This window comes from Spirosoma lacussanchae, assembly GCF_005870035.1.
Taxonomy (GTDB): domain Bacteria; phylum Bacteroidota; class Bacteroidia; order Cytophagales; family Spirosomataceae; genus Spirosoma; species Spirosoma lacussanchae.
The window spans coordinates 241588-257683 of record NZ_SWJG01000005.1 but is presented as its reverse complement, the minus strand read 5'-3'; the positions used below and the strand labels follow the sequence as shown (position 1 = coordinate 257683).

At 58.8% G+C, this 16096-nt stretch carries 13 protein-coding genes; all 13 read right to left on the bottom strand.

The window, feature by feature from the left end; all coding sequences use genetic code 11:
* Nucleotides 1-17 precede the first annotated feature (17 nt).
* On the bottom strand, nt 18-341 hold the full coding sequence (locus FBR45_RS18920; protein WP_138505168.1) for a hypothetical protein: 324 nt from the start codon (nt 339-341) through the stop codon (nt 18-20).
* A 39-nt stretch (nt 342-380) separates the two neighbouring features.
* Nucleotides 381-662: a hypothetical protein gene (locus FBR45_RS18915; RefSeq protein WP_138505166.1), complete on the bottom strand. Its 282-nt coding sequence runs from the start codon at nt 660-662 to the stop codon at nt 381-383.
* Nucleotides 663-711: 49 nt separating this feature from the next.
* Nucleotides 712-1893, bottom strand: a complete 1182-nt coding sequence (locus FBR45_RS18910) for a CaiB/BaiF CoA transferase family protein (protein ID WP_138505164.1) — start codon at nt 1891-1893, stop codon at nt 712-714.
* 101 nt (nt 1894-1994) lie between these two features.
* Nucleotides 1995-2696, bottom strand: a complete 702-nt coding sequence (locus tag FBR45_RS18905) for a 3-keto-disaccharide hydrolase (RefSeq protein ID WP_138505162.1) — start codon at nt 2694-2696, stop codon at nt 1995-1997.
* A gap of 115 nt (nt 2697-2811) precedes the next feature.
* Complete coding sequence (locus FBR45_RS18900) at nt 2812-3882, bottom strand: hypothetical protein (protein WP_138505160.1); 1071 nt, start codon at nt 3880-3882, stop codon at nt 2812-2814.
* A gap of 122 nt (nt 3883-4004) precedes the next feature.
* Nucleotides 4005-7001 (bottom strand): FAD-binding and (Fe-S)-binding domain-containing protein, encoded by a 2997-nt coding sequence (locus FBR45_RS18895; RefSeq protein WP_138505158.1) that lies wholly within the window; start codon nt 6999-7001, stop codon nt 4005-4007.
* A 163-nt stretch (nt 7002-7164) separates the two neighbouring features.
* Nucleotides 7165-8232, bottom strand: a complete 1068-nt coding sequence (locus FBR45_RS18890; protein WP_138505156.1) for a DUF4097 family beta strand repeat-containing protein — start codon at nt 8230-8232, stop codon at nt 7165-7167.
* Between the two features lie 67 nt (nt 8233-8299).
* The gene (locus FBR45_RS18885; RefSeq protein ID WP_138505154.1) at nt 8300-9205 is read right to left on the bottom strand and encodes a winged helix-turn-helix domain-containing protein; all 906 of its coding nucleotides are present in this window, start codon (nt 9203-9205) and stop codon (nt 8300-8302) included.
* A gap of 42 nt (nt 9206-9247) precedes the next feature.
* The gene (locus tag FBR45_RS18880; protein WP_138505152.1) at nt 9248-9706 is read right to left on the bottom strand and encodes a hypothetical protein; all 459 of its coding nucleotides are present in this window, start codon (nt 9704-9706) and stop codon (nt 9248-9250) included.
* A 21-nt stretch (nt 9707-9727) separates the two neighbouring features.
* Nucleotides 9728-10135 carry a hypothetical protein gene (locus FBR45_RS18875; RefSeq protein ID WP_138505150.1) on the bottom strand — a complete coding sequence of 136 codons (408 nt, stop codon included), beginning with the start codon at nt 10133-10135 and terminating at the stop codon, nt 9728-9730.
* Nucleotides 10136-10365: 230 nt separating this feature from the next.
* The gene (locus FBR45_RS18870; protein ID WP_138505148.1) at nt 10366-12783 is read right to left on the bottom strand and encodes an ABC transporter permease; all 2418 of its coding nucleotides are present in this window, start codon (nt 12781-12783) and stop codon (nt 10366-10368) included.
* Between the two features lie 30 nt (nt 12784-12813).
* On the bottom strand, nt 12814-13374 hold the full coding sequence (locus tag FBR45_RS18865; protein ID WP_138505146.1) for a hypothetical protein: 561 nt from the start codon (nt 13372-13374) through the stop codon (nt 12814-12816).
* A 251-nt stretch (nt 13375-13625) separates the two neighbouring features.
* On the bottom strand, nt 13626-15989 hold the full coding sequence (locus FBR45_RS18860; RefSeq protein WP_138505144.1) for an ABC transporter permease: 2364 nt from the start codon (nt 15987-15989) through the stop codon (nt 13626-13628).
* Between the last annotated feature and the right edge of the window lie 107 nt (nt 15990-16096).

Below are 16096 nucleotides of genomic sequence, written 5' to 3'. Positions count from 1 at the left end.
AGTCAGCGCCATGTTCATTAGTTGCCCTGAGGCCGACGCTGGTTCATGGTATCTTTCCGGGCACCCGATGCGGTCCGGCGAGGGGTGTACTCGCGTTTGGTACCCCGGCCGCTGGCTTTTTCTTTTCGGTAGTAGGGGTTACTGTTGTTCTCATCCTGCAACTTGGTAGACAGCGGATGTTCGGGGAGCGGGCGCGCCGGGGCGGTGGCCGATGCAGGTTTTGCCGTTGCGGCAGTGGCTGATCCTGAGGCAGCCTTGGTAGAACCCGTTTTTTTAGGCGATTGCGGGTCAGCCTGCGCCAGCGATACGGCCAGGCATGCCCCTATCAGATACGTAATCATAACGTGTTGGTTGGTTGTATTTTCAGATGCAAATGCGCACTACCGTATGGTATCGACCCGGGTAGCGCCACCACGGCGCAGCGAGTCGGGCCGGAGCCGGCGTTGTTTCCGGTTTTTGGGCAGGGTAGTGTCCAGACCGGTTTCCATCTGCATGCGCTCCTGGCGGGTCCGGCGCTGTATTTTCGGCCGAACCGGGTTAGCCGGTCGCGTTTCTTCGGTCGAGGTCGACTGCTGCATGGTAGGCGACTGGTTGCTCTGGGCCGAAGCAGCCCCCAGCACAGCTACGCCAAGCAGGGTGGTGAAAAACAGGGTGCGTTTCATAACGTTGATCGTTGCGTATACCTGTTTAACGAACGGCCCGGGTATAAGGTTATTCATCCGGGCGGGTGGCTCCCAGGATCGCGTCTGTATCGGCACCCAGCTGGGGCGCGGGCCAGGCCGGCCGGGCGGGCGTGGCCGAAAACTTGAGCGGAACGCCGATGCTCCGAAACGAACCCGCTACGGGATGCTGCTGCGTCACGATCATCTGCCGGGCCGACAGCTGCGGATCGCGGTCAAGTTCGGCCAGCGTATAAACGGGGGTGATCAGTAGGTCGTGGTCCAGCCCGAAGCGGGCCCAGTCGTCACGGTCTCTTTCCCGAAACAAAGCCCCGATCTGGGTTTTGAACAAACGGAGCTCCTCCTGGTCCGACGGTAGCAGAAAACCCAGCCAGTCGGGCTTATCCACCAGCCTGCAGAATTTTTGCCAGAACTTCGGCTCCAGCGCGCCGAGGGCTACGTAACCACCATCCCGACACCCGTATACGCCGTAGTTGGGTAAGCCCCCCGACAGCGGCAGCTGCCCGCGCGTCACCGGCCCGGACGTCTGCTGGTCGACACCGCCCGACTGAAGCGCGTAAGCCGCCGACAGCAGCGGCATCACCGCATCGGTCATCGAGACATCCACGTGCTGCCCTTCGCCGGTTCGCTGGCGGGCGTAGAGCGCGGCCAGGGTAGCCATGACGCAGCCGTATGAACCGCCCGCAATATCGGCCAGCTGAACGCCGGGAACGACGGGTGGCTCGTCAGGATGGGGCCCGGTCAGACTCAGCACGCCCGACAGCGCCAGGTAGTTGAGGTCGTGTCCCGCCAGGTGAGCGTACGGCCCGGTCTGGCCAAAACCGGTAACGGACACGTAGATAATCCGTGGGTTTTCGGCCCGGGCGTGGGCGTACCCAAGGCCCAGCCGGTCGAGGTAGCCCGGCCTGAACTGTTCTACCACCACATCGGCTGTTTTTACCAGCTCCATAAACCGGGCCTTTCCGTCGGGCGTCTGGTAGTCGAGCAGGATGCTCCGCTTCGATCGGTTATAGGCCAGGTAATGAGCCGATTCGCCGTTCAGATAGGGCGGAAACGACCGTACGTAGTCGGGGGCATCGGGCAATTCTACCCTGATCACCTCGGCGCCCATATCGGCCATCAGCATGGTACCGAGCGGTCCCGGCAGCAGGCGCGTCAGGTCCAGAATCCGCAGACCCAGCAGCGGTCCGGTAGTCGGTTTTCGATCAGTCATGGGTAGGTATCAACAGAGCGCCCCGGCGGGTATCGAGCGATGTAGACGCATCTACAACCGCTGCTCCAGCCGGGGCGCTCCACGTAGTAACGATCAATTGGTTATAACTCCCGGATTTTTACGTCGCGGTACCATACTTTCTCTTCGGGGCTATGGTTTTGCAGGGCTATTTTGCCTTTGGCATGGGGCGTTGCATAAGGCCAGTTGGCAAATTTGCTTTTAGCCAGCCGGGCTTTCCAGTCGTCGGAGCCGTATTCGTACTCCACCACTTTTTTGCCGTTCAGGTAGTGCTCCACGTGATTGTTGTTGACCAGGATACGGCCTTTGTTCCACTCGCCTATGTTCTTGAGCGTGTTTTTATCCGCTGGCGGCACCATGTCGTAGGCGGCTCCGCTGAGCTGCTTATCATCGAGCTTCATGAGCTTGCCGTCTTTGTCTTTCCACTCATAGCCACGGTCGTCAATGACCTGGTATTCCGGGCCAGACATGTAGGTGCTTTTGATATCGGGGCTGTCGATCACTTTATAAATCACCCCGCTGTTCGATCCTTTCGGGATCTTGAACTCAAACTCCAGCTCGAAATTTTCGTATTCCTTGTCGGTTACCAGGTCGCCACCGGTACCGTCGGGGGTGAGGGCGCCGTCTTCGACGTACCAGCCCACTACACCCGTTTTGTGGTAGCTGTGCCAGCCTTTGATGGCTTTTCCGTCAAAGAGCGATGTCCATTTACCGGGTTTTTCGGCAGGAGGGGTAGCCGCCAGCATGGTTCCCAGCAGCAGCGATGAGATGAATAAGGTTTTCATAGGAATTCACGAGTTAACCGGGTAAAGGTATAAAAAAAGCGAGTGGGCACTAGCGCTTTGCAGGACCGTTTGATCGTACAAAGCACCAGTGCCCACTCGCTTTACTTTTCCGGACCTAGCTCGCCATGTCGCGGGCGGCTTCCGGATCGTTGTATTTCCGGTCGAGTCCGTCGGTCGATTTCTGATCCGAGCGATCAGGACCAGAGACCATATCCTGGGCCGTAATGCTGCTTTCATCCATCATTTCGCGGGGTTGCTGCCGGGCTTCCTGACCTTCTTCGGGCCGCTCGCCGGGCTGGTATTCGTCGGCATCGCGGGCGTTTACGTCGTAAGGGTGAGCCGAATCGCCGGTGTCGGGTTTTTCGTCCATGCCTTCGTCGTTCGGCCCTGCCGACATACCTTCATACTGGTTGCCGGGAACGGCCTCACCGGGTTCAACGTCATCGGCCGCCAGAATACCAGCGGCTCCCGACGTGAACGTAATGAAGCCGGCGTTGATCTCGTGCGACCGGTCGGGCTGGTCCGGCTCCTGAATTTCGGGTTCGTCGGGTGAGGGCTGGCCGGGCAGATCCGGAATTTCGGGGCCCGGCACCGGGTTGTAGGGCGGGGTTTCCGGAATACCCGGGACGGGCTGCATCGGGTCTGGCGTACCCGGCGTGGGTGGCACCATATCGGCCCGTACGCTGTAGGTTTCGGCTTCGTACCCATGAAATTGATTCCCGGGCATATAGCTGCCGTTACCTACCTGCCACATACCGAATGCATGGGTTGGCGTAGCGTCCTTTCCGGCGTCGGTGCGGTCGTTGCCAGACTCATCTTCTGACGACAGGCCCGTGTTGACCGTCGACCCGGCGTCGGGATTGCCGGTGATGTTGCCCACGGCAATCGGGTCGTTGGGCATCACGCTCGGGTCAATGACATTCCCCGCCCGCAGCGCAGCTTCCGAGTTCTCGTATTTCTTTTTGTCGTCGCCCATTAGTGCCCGCTCCTCGTCGGAGCCGACCCGGATGCGGGGCATATCGTCGGATACATCGTCTTCGGTGTCGCCCATGGGCGTCAGTTTACCGTCAACGAGTTTAACCATATTGGTTTCGGCCTGATCGGCACTGAACATGGTTTCGGCATGTTCGCTCGATACGATATCGGCCTGTTGTGCACCATCGCTGAGATTCGCGTTGTTTTCCATAACCGTTGTGAATGTTTAAGGTCTATGGAAAACCAGCGGGAGCGGAAAAGGTTTGGGGCCGCATCGGCGGGTGGTCCGATCGGCGCCGGAAACCAGTTGCCTATCCGTTGTCGTATCGAACCCTACGCCAGCGCGTCGAACAGTATCTCGGCGGGGTGCTGGGCGTGCCGACCCGTTCCGTCTTTGATCTGGTGCCGACAGGAGGTACCAGCGGCCGAAATGATAACCTGGCCGGTCGTTTGCCGCACGGCCGGAAACAGCACCAGCTCGCCAATCTGCATCGACAGCTCATAGTGCTCGGTTTCGTATCCGAATGAGCCCGCCATACCGCAGCAGCCCGACGGAATCAGCTCAACGGCATAGTTGGCAGGCAGCGACAGCACCGTCTTTACCGGCTCCATGGTCGAGAGGGCTTTCTGATGGCAGTGGCCGTGTACTTTCACCTGCCGGGCTTCGGTCGTGAACTGAGCCCGGTCAACGCGACCCGCTTCGGCTTCGCGGGCGAGCCACTCCTCGAACAGGAACGTATGCTGAGCCAGTCGCCGGGCATCGGCCTTCAGTTCGGCAGGTACTAGGTCTGGGTATTCGTCGCGGAACGTCAGGATGGCCGACGGCTCCAGCCCAACGAGCGGGGTTTCGGCCGAAACCAGGTCGCGCAGGCCAGTTACGTTCCGAATGACAAGGTCCCGGGCATCTTCGACCAGTCCTTTCGACAGGTAGGTCCGCCCGCTTTCGGCGTGGTCTGGCAGGAAAACCGTGTAGCCCAGCCGCTCCAGCAGCTGAATGGCTTTCTGGCCAACCGACAGGTCGTTGTAGTTCGTAAACTCGTCGAGAAACAGGTGCACAAGGCGGGGGGATGTCGCGCTGGCGGCAGGTGCCGATTTGGTGCGCCCTAACGCCTTTTTAGCCCACGCCCGTACGGTGGTATGGCCCAGCTCGGGCATGGTACGGTCCGGATGAAAGCCTACGGTGCGGTTGGCTATCCGGCGCAGGACTGGCGTGTTATAGATAGCGTTGTAGGCCCAGGGGGCCAGACTGGCCAGCGACATCAGCCGGGAGAAATTACCGACCAGCCGCGCCCGCATCGGAACGCCTTTTTCGCGGTACTGCTGCTGGGTAAACTCGGCCTTCATCCGGGTCATATCGACGCTGCTGGGGCACTCCGACTTGCAGGCCTTACACGACAGACAGAGGTCGAGCACGTCTTTTACGGCTTCGTAATCATGGTCCGTCGGCTTACTCTGTCGGCTGTAGAAATGCCGGAGCATATTGGCGCGGGCCCGGGTGGTATCGCGCTCGCGCCGGGTGGCCATGTAGCTCGGACACATGGTTCCGCCCGAAAGATGGGTTTTTCGGCAGTCGCCCGAGCCCGAGCATTTCTCGGCCAGTTCGAGCAGACCGCCGTCTTTCGAGAAGTCAAAAATGGTTTGGGGCTGCGGAATAGGCATATCGGCTTCCGACCGCAGCGACTCGTTCATGGCGGGTGTATCGACCACCTTGCCGGGGTTGAAGGTGTTATGCGGGTCCCAGAGTGCTTTTACGTCTTTGCAGAGCTGGTAGTTTTCGGGACCGAGCATGAACGCAATGCACTCGCCCCGCAGCCGACCGTCGCCATGCTCGCCGGAGAGCGAACCGCCGTATTTTTTCACGAGCTGGGCCGTATCCATCAGCAGGGCGCGGAACTTCTGCCGTCCTTCGCCCGACTTCAGGTTGATGAGCGGCAACGCATGAATCTCACCCGCCCCGGCATGGGCCGAATACTCCAGCCTCAGGCCGTGCTGCTCCCAGGCCATCCGGTCCAGCTCGTCGATGTAGTCCGGCAGGTCGCGTACGTCAACGGCCGTATCTTCGATGACGTTGGCCGGCTTATCATCGCCGGGAATGTTGTACATGATGCTCAACCCCGCCTTACGCAGCGCCCACGGCTTTTTGGTGTCGGCATCGAACAGAATCGGGTAGGCATAGCCCAGCCCTTTCTGCTGTAGCGCCTGTACGAAGGCCGTTGCCTGCTGCTGCACCCCCGCTGCCGTATCGTCAAAAAACTCGACCATCAGAATCGCCTTGGGGTCGCCTTCAACGAAGGCCCGGTTCTTGGTTTGCTCGATGTTGGTTTTGGTCAGTTGCAGAATATAGTCATCGACCAGCTCAGAAGCCGCGCACCGATGATCAAGCGCCACCAGATTGGCTTCGAGCGACTGACGGATGGTTTCGAAGTGGGCACAGACCAGGGCCGTTTCGGCGGGTGGCAGCGGCAGCAGGTTCAGCTTGGCTTCGGTGATGAAGCAGAGCGTTCCTTCTGACCCGGCAATGAGTGGCGCGAAGTTGAAATAGGGAGAAGCCGCAGATGCCGTGTCGTTCTCCTGTTCCCACGTCGACACCAGCGCGTCCAGGGCGTAGCCGGTATTTCGGCGGGTAACGGTTGGTTTGGGATACCCGTCGCGGATGTGCTGACGGATGCCGGGCTGGCTGAGCCAGTCGCGAAACTGGCTATACAGGCGCTGTTCAAGCGGGCTGACTACGTTCTCGCCCCGGCACTTGGCCTCGAAGGCATCGCGGCTGAGTGGGCCGAAGGTAACTTCGGCTCCATCGCTGAGTACGGCGCGGACTTCGAGGAGGTGATCGCGGGTGGTGCCCCAGATGATGGAATGCAGTCCACACGAGTTATTGCCGATCATGCCGCCAATCATGGCCCGGCTGGCGGTGCTGGTTTCGGGGCCGAACAGGAGCCCGTACGGGCGAAGCTGGGCGTTGAGGTCATCGCGGATCACCCCCGGCTGTACGCGGACCCAACGCTCGGCCGCGTTGATCTCCAGCACCTGCCCGAAGTATTTGGAGATATCGACCACGATACCGCTACCGACCACCTGCCCGGCCAGTGAGGTACCGGCCGCTCGCGGAATCAGGCCCAGGCCGTTCGTCTGCGCAAACCGCAACAGCCGCTTAATGTCGGCCGGGTTTCTGGGCAGCGCTACCGCAACGGGAATCTCCTGATAAACCGACGCATCGGTGGCATACAGAAGCCGCTGGGCCGTATGCGCCGGCGATTCATCGAAATACAGGTCACCCTCAAAGCTGGGCAACAGATTGGCAAAGGGCACTACAGACGGAAGACGGAACATGCGTAACGGAGATCAATCGACCCCTAAAAGTACGAATAAACTGACGTTGACCGGTTGCCTGGCCTGCGCATCAACCCTGCTTGCACCAAACGAGCGCCGACCGGATACGAGGAATTACCTGTATCCGGCCGGCGCTCGTGATGAAAAAATCAGCGGTCGTTCCTTAGTTGATCGACACGCTTCCGCTGCTGGCCGAAATATTGACGGGAATACCGCCCCCGTTGAGTTTGCCGCGCACCCGGTCCTTTTCGATGTCTCCTTCAAAACGAGCCAGCCGCTCGGGCATGTTGACCCGGTTACCACTCAGGTTCAGGTCCAGGCCCTTATCCAGCGGCATCTGTACCCGAACGCTGCCGGCCGTGGTGTTCAGCCGAACGTATTTGCCGAGCTGGCTTAGGCTTACCTCTACGCTGCCGGCGCTGGTGCTGGCGTCGATACTGCCGGCCACGTTGGCCAGCCGAATTGAACCGCCCGACGTGCCAGCTTTGATGTCGCCGTCGAGGTCGCGGCCCCGTACGCTGCCTCCGCTGGTCTGGGCATCGATATCTCCTTTGAGGCCGTTGAGTTCAATACTGCCACCCGACGTATGGAGCCTCATATCGCCCGACGATTCGCTGGCGTGGATGCTGCCGCCCGAGGTTTGCAGGTCGAGGATACCCGCTGTACTCCGGCAGCGATCGAGGTGAATGCTGCCGCCTGAGGTCTGGCCATTGATATCGCCCTGCACATCGTTCAGGTGCAGGCTGCCGCCACTGGTCCGGAAGCGCTGTTTGCCACTGATGCCCGCCAGCCGGATGCTGCCGCCCGATGTGCGCAGATCGGTGGCTACGTTGCGGGGCGTATAGAACTTGAAGCCGATGCTGAGGCTCCGGTTCCAGCGGTCGCGGTCGTTGTTCCGGCGTTTGGCAATGGCCACGATGGTGCCCCCTTCCTGCGTAATGGTTATGTCATACTCTTTCAGGCGTTCTTCGATCTCGGCTTTGTCTAGGTTGTTGCGACCGTTCCAGTTGTTGGGGCGCACGTACATTTCTACCTTGGCGTTCCGGTCGGTACCGCCTTCGATGGTGAGGCTTCCACCCGATGTTTCGGCCCGTACGGCGTTGATATTACCCGAAAACGTTTTGATCTGGAACGGCTCTTCCCGATCGTCGCGGTGGGTATCGAGAGCAAAAGCGGGGAGGCTTAGGGTGGCTGCGCTGAGCAGGGTCAGGAAAAACTGGCTGCGTTTCATGGCTGATGGTTTGTTTACGGAGGAAAGATGCGTTTCGTTAACAGAAGGTTGCACGGCTACTTACCGATTATTCACCAGTGCGGACTTCCAGCCGGTAGCCGACTCCGTGTACGGCCACAATGCGCACCGCCGGGTCGGCCTGTACGAGCTTCCGCAACCGCGAAACAAATACATCAACGCTTCGTCCAACGGTAATGCCTTCGTCTTCCCAGACCGCTTTCAGGATGGCGTCGCGCTCCAGCACCCGATTGGCATGTTGTACCAGGAGCCGCAGCAGCTTGGCCTCGCGGTAGGTCAGGTTCTGCTCGGTACCGGCCGTCCGGAGCGTCTGCCGCCCCAGGTCGAGAATCGTGTTGCCGAAACGTACCTGATCGGGGTTTACGTCGGCCGGTTCAGTGGGTATCGTTTGTGCCGGTATGGTCTGCGGAGCCAGGGCGCGTTGCCAGGAAATATACAGCAGACCGATCAGCAGCCCCCCGGCCGCGAGTAGCCAGCCCGTATGGGTGCGGGGAGCGGGCGCGGCCGGAGGAGCCAGGGTGACCTGTAAGGTATAACAGCCGGCCCGCCTGGCCCGGCCGCTACAGGGTACCGGTTGGTTATCCATCAGATCGGTGACGCTGTAGCCCAGCTGCACCTGGCCCGTAGTACAGTCCAGCACTGCTACGTCGTAGGCCTCGGTAATCCGGTGCAGCCGGAACGACGCCTGCAATAGGGCGGGCAGGGTGTCGTAGTCAAACGCCTGAGTCAGCCGGAGCTGAAACGTATGCGGGCCCGTCCGTTGCACCGGCAGAATGCGCGAGGTCGAGTCGCCGGCTGCGCGCAGCAGATGATGCGCTGTCCGGCGCAGAGCCAGGTTGATTTTATCATCCCGGCTGCGGGCTTCCGAGGGTGAAACGCCGGGGGTAGCGCCGATAAACTGCGCCAACAGCAGCGCCAGGCCGAGCAGGCAGGCTCCTCCTGTCAGGACGCGCATAAGTGGGGCAGCAATGGATAACCCTTTCATGGCAGCACTGATCTAGCAATTGTCGTTCCGCCTGAACCAGCTTAGTAAGGGGTCAAACGGTTTTAGTCGTATTACCTGCTGGGTACGCCGACCGCCAGCCTGGGCTTTCGCATCGCCCGCCAGATCAATGACCAGTTCGTCGCCCGCCCGGGCCACGGGCATCAGCTCCTGCAGCTGAACCGAATAGACATCGTAGGTGTCGTTCGATGCGCCCTGCCGGATGATGGTGCCCGCCCGCCGGAGGTAGACCCGAAACGGCAGCGGTTTGTGGTTGGTGCTGGCCGGGTCGCCGTGTACGACGGCCAGCACTCCCCGGGTATACAGGGTGAACGACTCAACATTGAGCGGGTGACCGTTCAGGGTGATTGGGTTGCAGTACAGACCGGCCGGTTGCTGCTGTGACCAGGCAGCCTGAGCGCAGACAATCAGGCCCAGCAGCACCAGTTTACGGTAAATAGTTACAGACTTCATAGAGCATCTATAAGCTAAAGATTAATGAACCAGAATCTCATTATGGGGCAGCGCGTACCGGTTGTCGACGGTGAGCAGCACGATATGATCGCCTTTCCTGCAGCTGGCCAGCACCCGCTGAAGGGGCAGTTTCTGAAACGTATGGCCGGCATACATGCGCAGGGTTCCCGTCGATTTATCGCGGATGGCTACCTTAAACCCGATTTTGTCGATGGCCCGGGTTGCTGTCGGCGACAGGTCGACGGTGCGAACGGTCAGCTCGCCCGTAGTTTTGGCCGACAGGCGGCACCTTCCGGTCGTCGTGTACTGATCGACCAGCATGCGGTTGCCTACGAAAGCCGCCGAGCAGGTGTTAGGTTGTTGAGCAAAAGTCAGGCCAGGCGCAGCACACGCCAGCCCGATGAGCAGTAAGCAAGCTGTTGTCTTCATCGGTATTGTTCGTTGGGTGATGAAGCAAATGTAGGCGGCCGTACTCCGCACGCTGTCAATAGGCTGTAAAACCTTGTAAAGGAAATGTAAAAGTGCGAAACAGGACTGACTTTCAACGGACTGAGGCACTAGTCTCGGGACGGGAGAGGCCAGACTACAGATGGGTGAGATAGTGGCCTCCGGGAGACATTAGCCTCCGGACAGGAGACGCCAGGGTTGCGGCTCTACAGTTAGTCAGATTTCAGGGACTGGACGGGGTTGGTCAGGGCAGCTTTCAGGCTTTGGAAGCTGACCGTCAGCAGGGCGATGCCGACGGCGATGGCGCCGGTCAGGGCAAACATCCACCACTCGATCTCGATCTTGTAGTCGAAATCCTGGAGCCACCCGCTCATGATATACCAGGCCAAAGGCGATGCAATGACCAGCGCAATGAGCACCAGCCGAACAAAATCTGCCGAAAACAACCTAACAATATGGCGGGTCGAGGCACCCAGCACTTTACGAATGCCGACTTCTTTTGTGCGCGACTCGGCCATGAACGCCACCACCCCATATAACCCCAGGCAACCGATCAGGATGGCGATACCGGCCAGCAATCGGAACAGCAAAAACAGCCGCTCTTCGTTGCGATAAAAGTCATCGATGGATTCGTCGACGAATTCGTAGGTGAAAACAAAATCCGGGAACGTGGCCGTCCATGCCTTCTCAACGGTGCTTATTAACCGACTGATGGCTTCCGTTCCGCCGGATTGGGTCGACAGCTTGATGCTCAACTGGCCATAGGTATCGCGGAGGGTCGTTATCGCGCAGGGCTGCGTCCGCTGATGCAGCGAGAACGTATTGAAGTCTTTGACGACGCCGACAATCGGCTTTTTGGTGGAACTACCGCCCAGGGTTATGAATGTGCCGATTACCTGCTGTGGGTCGCGCAGACCCAGCTTTTTGACGAACGATTCGTTGACAACCACTTCGCGTATGGTATCGGCCGGCTGATGAATACGACCCGCCACCAGCGTTAAGCCGTAGGTACTGAAGTAGGCAGTATCGGCCGGACGCATCACCAGCGAAAAATCAGCCTCCCTGTCGGCATTGCCATACCGAAAGCTGGTCCACCAGTTCCCGTTGGCCGACGGTGTCGACAGGCTGTAACTCACCGACTGGATAGCGGGCTGACCGGCCAGCCGGGCCTTCAGCGTTTCGAGCTGGCCCGTTTTAGGCCCGTCGGGTAAGGGTACCGTCAGCACGGCATCTTTGTTATACCCCAGATCGGCCGACCGGAAATACCGCATCTGGCTATAGGCCACGATGGTACCGATAATCAGCAGCTGCGACACGGCAAACTGCCCTACAATGAGGCTCCGGCGCAGCGTCAGCTGGCTGCCCCCCACCGATCGTATTCTTCCTTTCAGCGCCAGCACCGGCTGATAACCTGACAGGACCAGGGCCGGATAGAAGCCAGCCAGCAGCGTTGTACAAACCGCCAGGCCGATCAGAAACGCCAGGATAACGGGCTCGAACAGCACCGCCTGCGTGAGCCGGATATCGAGCAGTTCGACAACGTAGGGCAGCGACAGGTAAGCCACTAGTAGCGCCAGCAGCACGGCCAGGCCCGTCAGCAGGCCCGTTTCGCCCAGGAACTGCCGCACCAGCTGCGCCCGCGAACTACCCAGCACTTTCCGCACCCCTACTTCTTTGGCGCGACGAATAGCCTGCGCTGTAGCCAGATTGACGAAGTTGATGCAGGCCGTAACCAGAATAAACAGCCCGATCAACGTCATGGCCCAGATGGTTTGTCGGCTCACGGTCCGGTTGGCAAAGTTGCCGGTGCGAGTGTCGACATGAATCTGGGTGAGGGGCTGTAGCTCGTAGCGAAGGCGTTTGGCGTCGTCGGGTTTGTGGTACTTGTTAGTGAACCCAATCAATTGCCGCTCCATAGCCGCCGGTGTCCGGGTCTCGGGCAACATCAGATACAGCTGCGCCTGACTCGAGTTCGACCCCCAGTCGTCCCAGCGGGTGTTGGCGCCAAACGTTTTCAGCGAGGCCAGGGACAGCATCAGCTCGAAGGGGAGACTGCTGGTAGCCGGTGGTGCCTGTACGATGCCCGTTACCACAAAATCCATCCGGTTACTCAGCCGAATCGTCTTCCCCATCGGGTTGGCCGTACCGAAATATTTCTGCGCCATCCGCTCCGACAGCACCACCGTGTTGGGATTCGAGAGGGCGGTTTCGGCGCTTCCTTTTTTCCAGCGGTAATCAAACAGCCGAAAATAGGCCGGTTCGATAAACGCCATAACGCCGGCGGGCTCGTCGAACTTGTTGCCATTCGCGGCCCGAACCACCCCTTCGACTTCGTGAACCAGGGTAAGCTGACGACCTATGTCCGGGAAGTCCGTTCGCAGAGCCGCCAGTATAGGCAGCGGCACCCCTACGTTACGCTGGTCGTCTTCCGCATCGGTATAGTACGTGATGAGCCGGTACAGGCGATCGGCCTGGGTATGATGCCGGTCGTAGCTCAGCTCATACCGGATGGCCAGAAACAGCAGCAGGCAACAGGCCAGCCCCAGCGTTAAGCCGACAACGTTGATGAACGTATAATTCCAGTTGCGACGCAAAGCCCGCAGAGCTGTGGTCAGGTAGCTACGCAGCATATGGTATAAAGAGGAAGGTAACGAGAAAAACTATACGTCAGACGACGCCACGAGTTCTTCCATTTCGGCCTTCAGTTGCTGCTTTACGTCTTCCAGCAGCTTTCGAAGGCCGCGCTCGCTGTTGTCGCGAATCGTAGCCGAGCGTTCCACGCTGCTGTCCTGCCCGTCGGCTTTGAAGGTAAACCGCACTTTAAGCCGCCCTTCGGCCAGGTCTTCTTCTACCGTTTCCTGATAAGGAATCCGGTTGTTGGCCACCAGGGCTACCGTATTGGTCCGACCAGAAGCGGACGGTTGCCGAACTTCCGCCACCGCCTGGCTAAACTGACTGTCTGGTGGGCTACGCTGATCGGGGGCCTGCATGGCCACGTCGAGCGAGTCGAGAACGTGCTTCTCCAGCGCCTGTACCTCCGCCCGGCTCATATGACGCACATCGAACGAACGGCTGTAATGGACCGATCGGTCGTCATCCCGAATGTCTACCCGAATCTGTAAGCGCCGACCGTCGGTCGTTACGTTTTTGTTGTAGGAACTGCGTTGTGCCAGGGCTCCGAAACTGACCGTAGCGAAGAAGAGAAGTAGCAGCGTTCTCATGAGTATCAATTAATTAGAGTCGATTTACGGAACAGAAGCGAGCATGTAGGCCTTTTACCGCCACGATCATGCCACACCTGATAAAAATCTGTTAGACAGACTTTTATCAAAATTACGTATCTCCAAAACGTCCGATATCGGACAGTTTCGTACGACAGCGGACAACCCACCCGCGCCACAAACAAGGCCATCCATTTCTCTGATAGCCAGTCACGTAGAAACCGTTTTACGGACGCGGCTACCAGGCTGGTTTATATTCCATCGGACCGCAGCGATTTGATGGGGTTTGCCAGGGCGGCTTTGATGCTCTGAAAACTCACCGTCAGCAGCGCGATGCCCACCGCCAGCCCGCCCGCCAGTACAAACACCCACCACTCAATATCGATACGGTACACAAAATCCCGCAGCCATCGGCTCATGGCGTACCAGCCTACCGGACTGGCAATCACAATCGCAATCAAGACCAGCCGCAGAAAATCTTTACTCAGCAGGGCTACGATACTGGCTACCGATGCGCCCATCACCTTTCTTACGCCAATCTCTTTCTTGCGCTGCTCGGCCGTGAACATGGCCAGCCCGAACAGGCCCAGGCAGGCAATGAAAATAGCCAGAATGGCAAAGTAGTTGGCCAGTTTCCCGATCAGCGTTTCGCTCTTGTACTGCCGTTCGAAACTGTCGTCGGCAAACTGGTAGTCGAACGGATAAGCCGGGTTGTAGCGTTTGGCCAGCAACTGCATACTCGCCAGCGCTTTCTCCGTTTCGCCGGGATAGGTTCTGACCAGGAGCGTGCTGGTATTAGCCGTGTCGAGCCGTAAGATGAGAGGATCGATGGCCACCCGCAGCGAATTCATGTGAAAGTTTTTGATCAGACCAACAATACGGCCCGGCTTGTTCCAGAAGGTCAGCTCCTGCCCTACGGGTTGTTTCATACCCATACGCCGGGCGGCTTCTTCATTGATGAGGTAGTTGGCACTGTCCGTAACAATCGCTTTCGAAAAGTCGCGGCCATCGAGCAGTTTCACCCGCATCGTGCGAATAAAATCGTAGCTGACCGGCATCTGGGTGAAGAGCGTTTTGTCACCTTCAGCTTTGCCTTTCCACGTAACGCCCGCCGTTGAGTTGCTGATTTCCATGGGGTCGGAGCCCGAAGCGGTTACGGCCTGGATACCGGGCGACTGTAGCAGCTCTTCCCTGAACACCTCGAAGTGCTTCGGCAAATCGCCTTCCAGGGTCATGTAAATAACATTCTCGCGGTCCAGGCCGAGGTTTTTGGTGCGGATGTAGTCGACCTGCCGACCGGCAATCAGCGTACCGATAATGAGCAGCAGCGATAACGCAAACTGAAACACTACCAGCCCCTGCCGAAACAGGATAGCTCCCGCTCTGAAGCGAAGAGTCCCCTTCAGAATCCGGACCGGCTGAAGCGACGACAGAAACAGGGCCGGATAACTTCCCGACACAATTCCCGTTAACAGAGCCAGCCCCAGGCCCGTCAGCCAGTACAGCGGGTCACCATACTGAATAGCCATATCCTTATCGGTCAGCCGGTTAAACACAGGCAGCAGTATTTGGACCAGCAGCACCGCGAAAACCAGCGCCAGCCCGGCCATCAGTACGGCTTCACCCACAAACTGCCCGATCAGGTACGCCCGCTCAGCGCCGACCACCTTCCGGATCCCCACTTCTTTGGCGCGCCTGGCCGACCGGGCCGTGGCCAGGTTCATGAAGTTGATACAGGCGATGATGAGCATAAAAATAGCCACCATCGTAAATAGCCGGACGTATTCGATGCGCCCGCCGTCAGGTTTACCGTTGGTGAATTTAGAGTACAGGTAGGTGTCTTCGAAGGGAAACAGGAAGGTGGTAACCGTCGTCACTTCTTTGTCGTGCTGATGCACCATGTTCAGAATTTTGGCGTTCACCTGCTCTACCCTGGCGTTGGGGTGCAGCAGCGCAAACGTGCGAATACCATTGTTGCCCCAGGCCTTGAGCCATTCATTCCTGGCCTCGTAGGGAGCCAGCGGCATCACAAAATCGAACGTCAGCGTTGATGTCTTCGGTATGTCATACATCACGCCCGTTATCTGTCGGTCTTCTTTTGCATCCAGCCGAACGAGCCGCCCCAGCACATCGGTCCTGCCAAACAGTTTCAGGGCTACCTTTTCGGAGATAACGATACTCGTCGGGCCTGCAATGGCTGTTTTGGGGTTGCCGTGCCGAAACGGGAACGAAAAAATCTGAAACAGGTCAGGGCTCGCAAACCGGCCTTTTTCTTTGAAACCCGTCGCGCCAACAGCCAGCAGATGCTCTTCCTCCCAGGTCATGTTCACCGATCTTTCCACTTCCGGAATTTCGGCGGTGAGGGCCGCAGCCATCGGGCCGGGGGTAGCCGGAATGGTATTGGTCTCGTTGCCGGTCCATCGCTGGTTCTCCAGCACCTGGTACAGGCGCGGTCCGTTGGCGTGGAACCGGTTCACACAGCGCTCGTCCTGCACCCAGAGCAGAATAAGCAGGCTACACGCCATGCCCAGCGCCAGGCCAAGCACGTTGATGAACGAAAACGTCTTACTCTTGACAATATTTCGCCAGGCAATCTTAATGTAATTGCGGAACATGACCAGTAGTTGTTGGCGTGAGGAATTGACATAAAGATGTAGAACCGCCAGCCCGGGTTGCACGAGCGAATGATCACTTGTTGCAACGATCCGCTGCGTTTCGGACT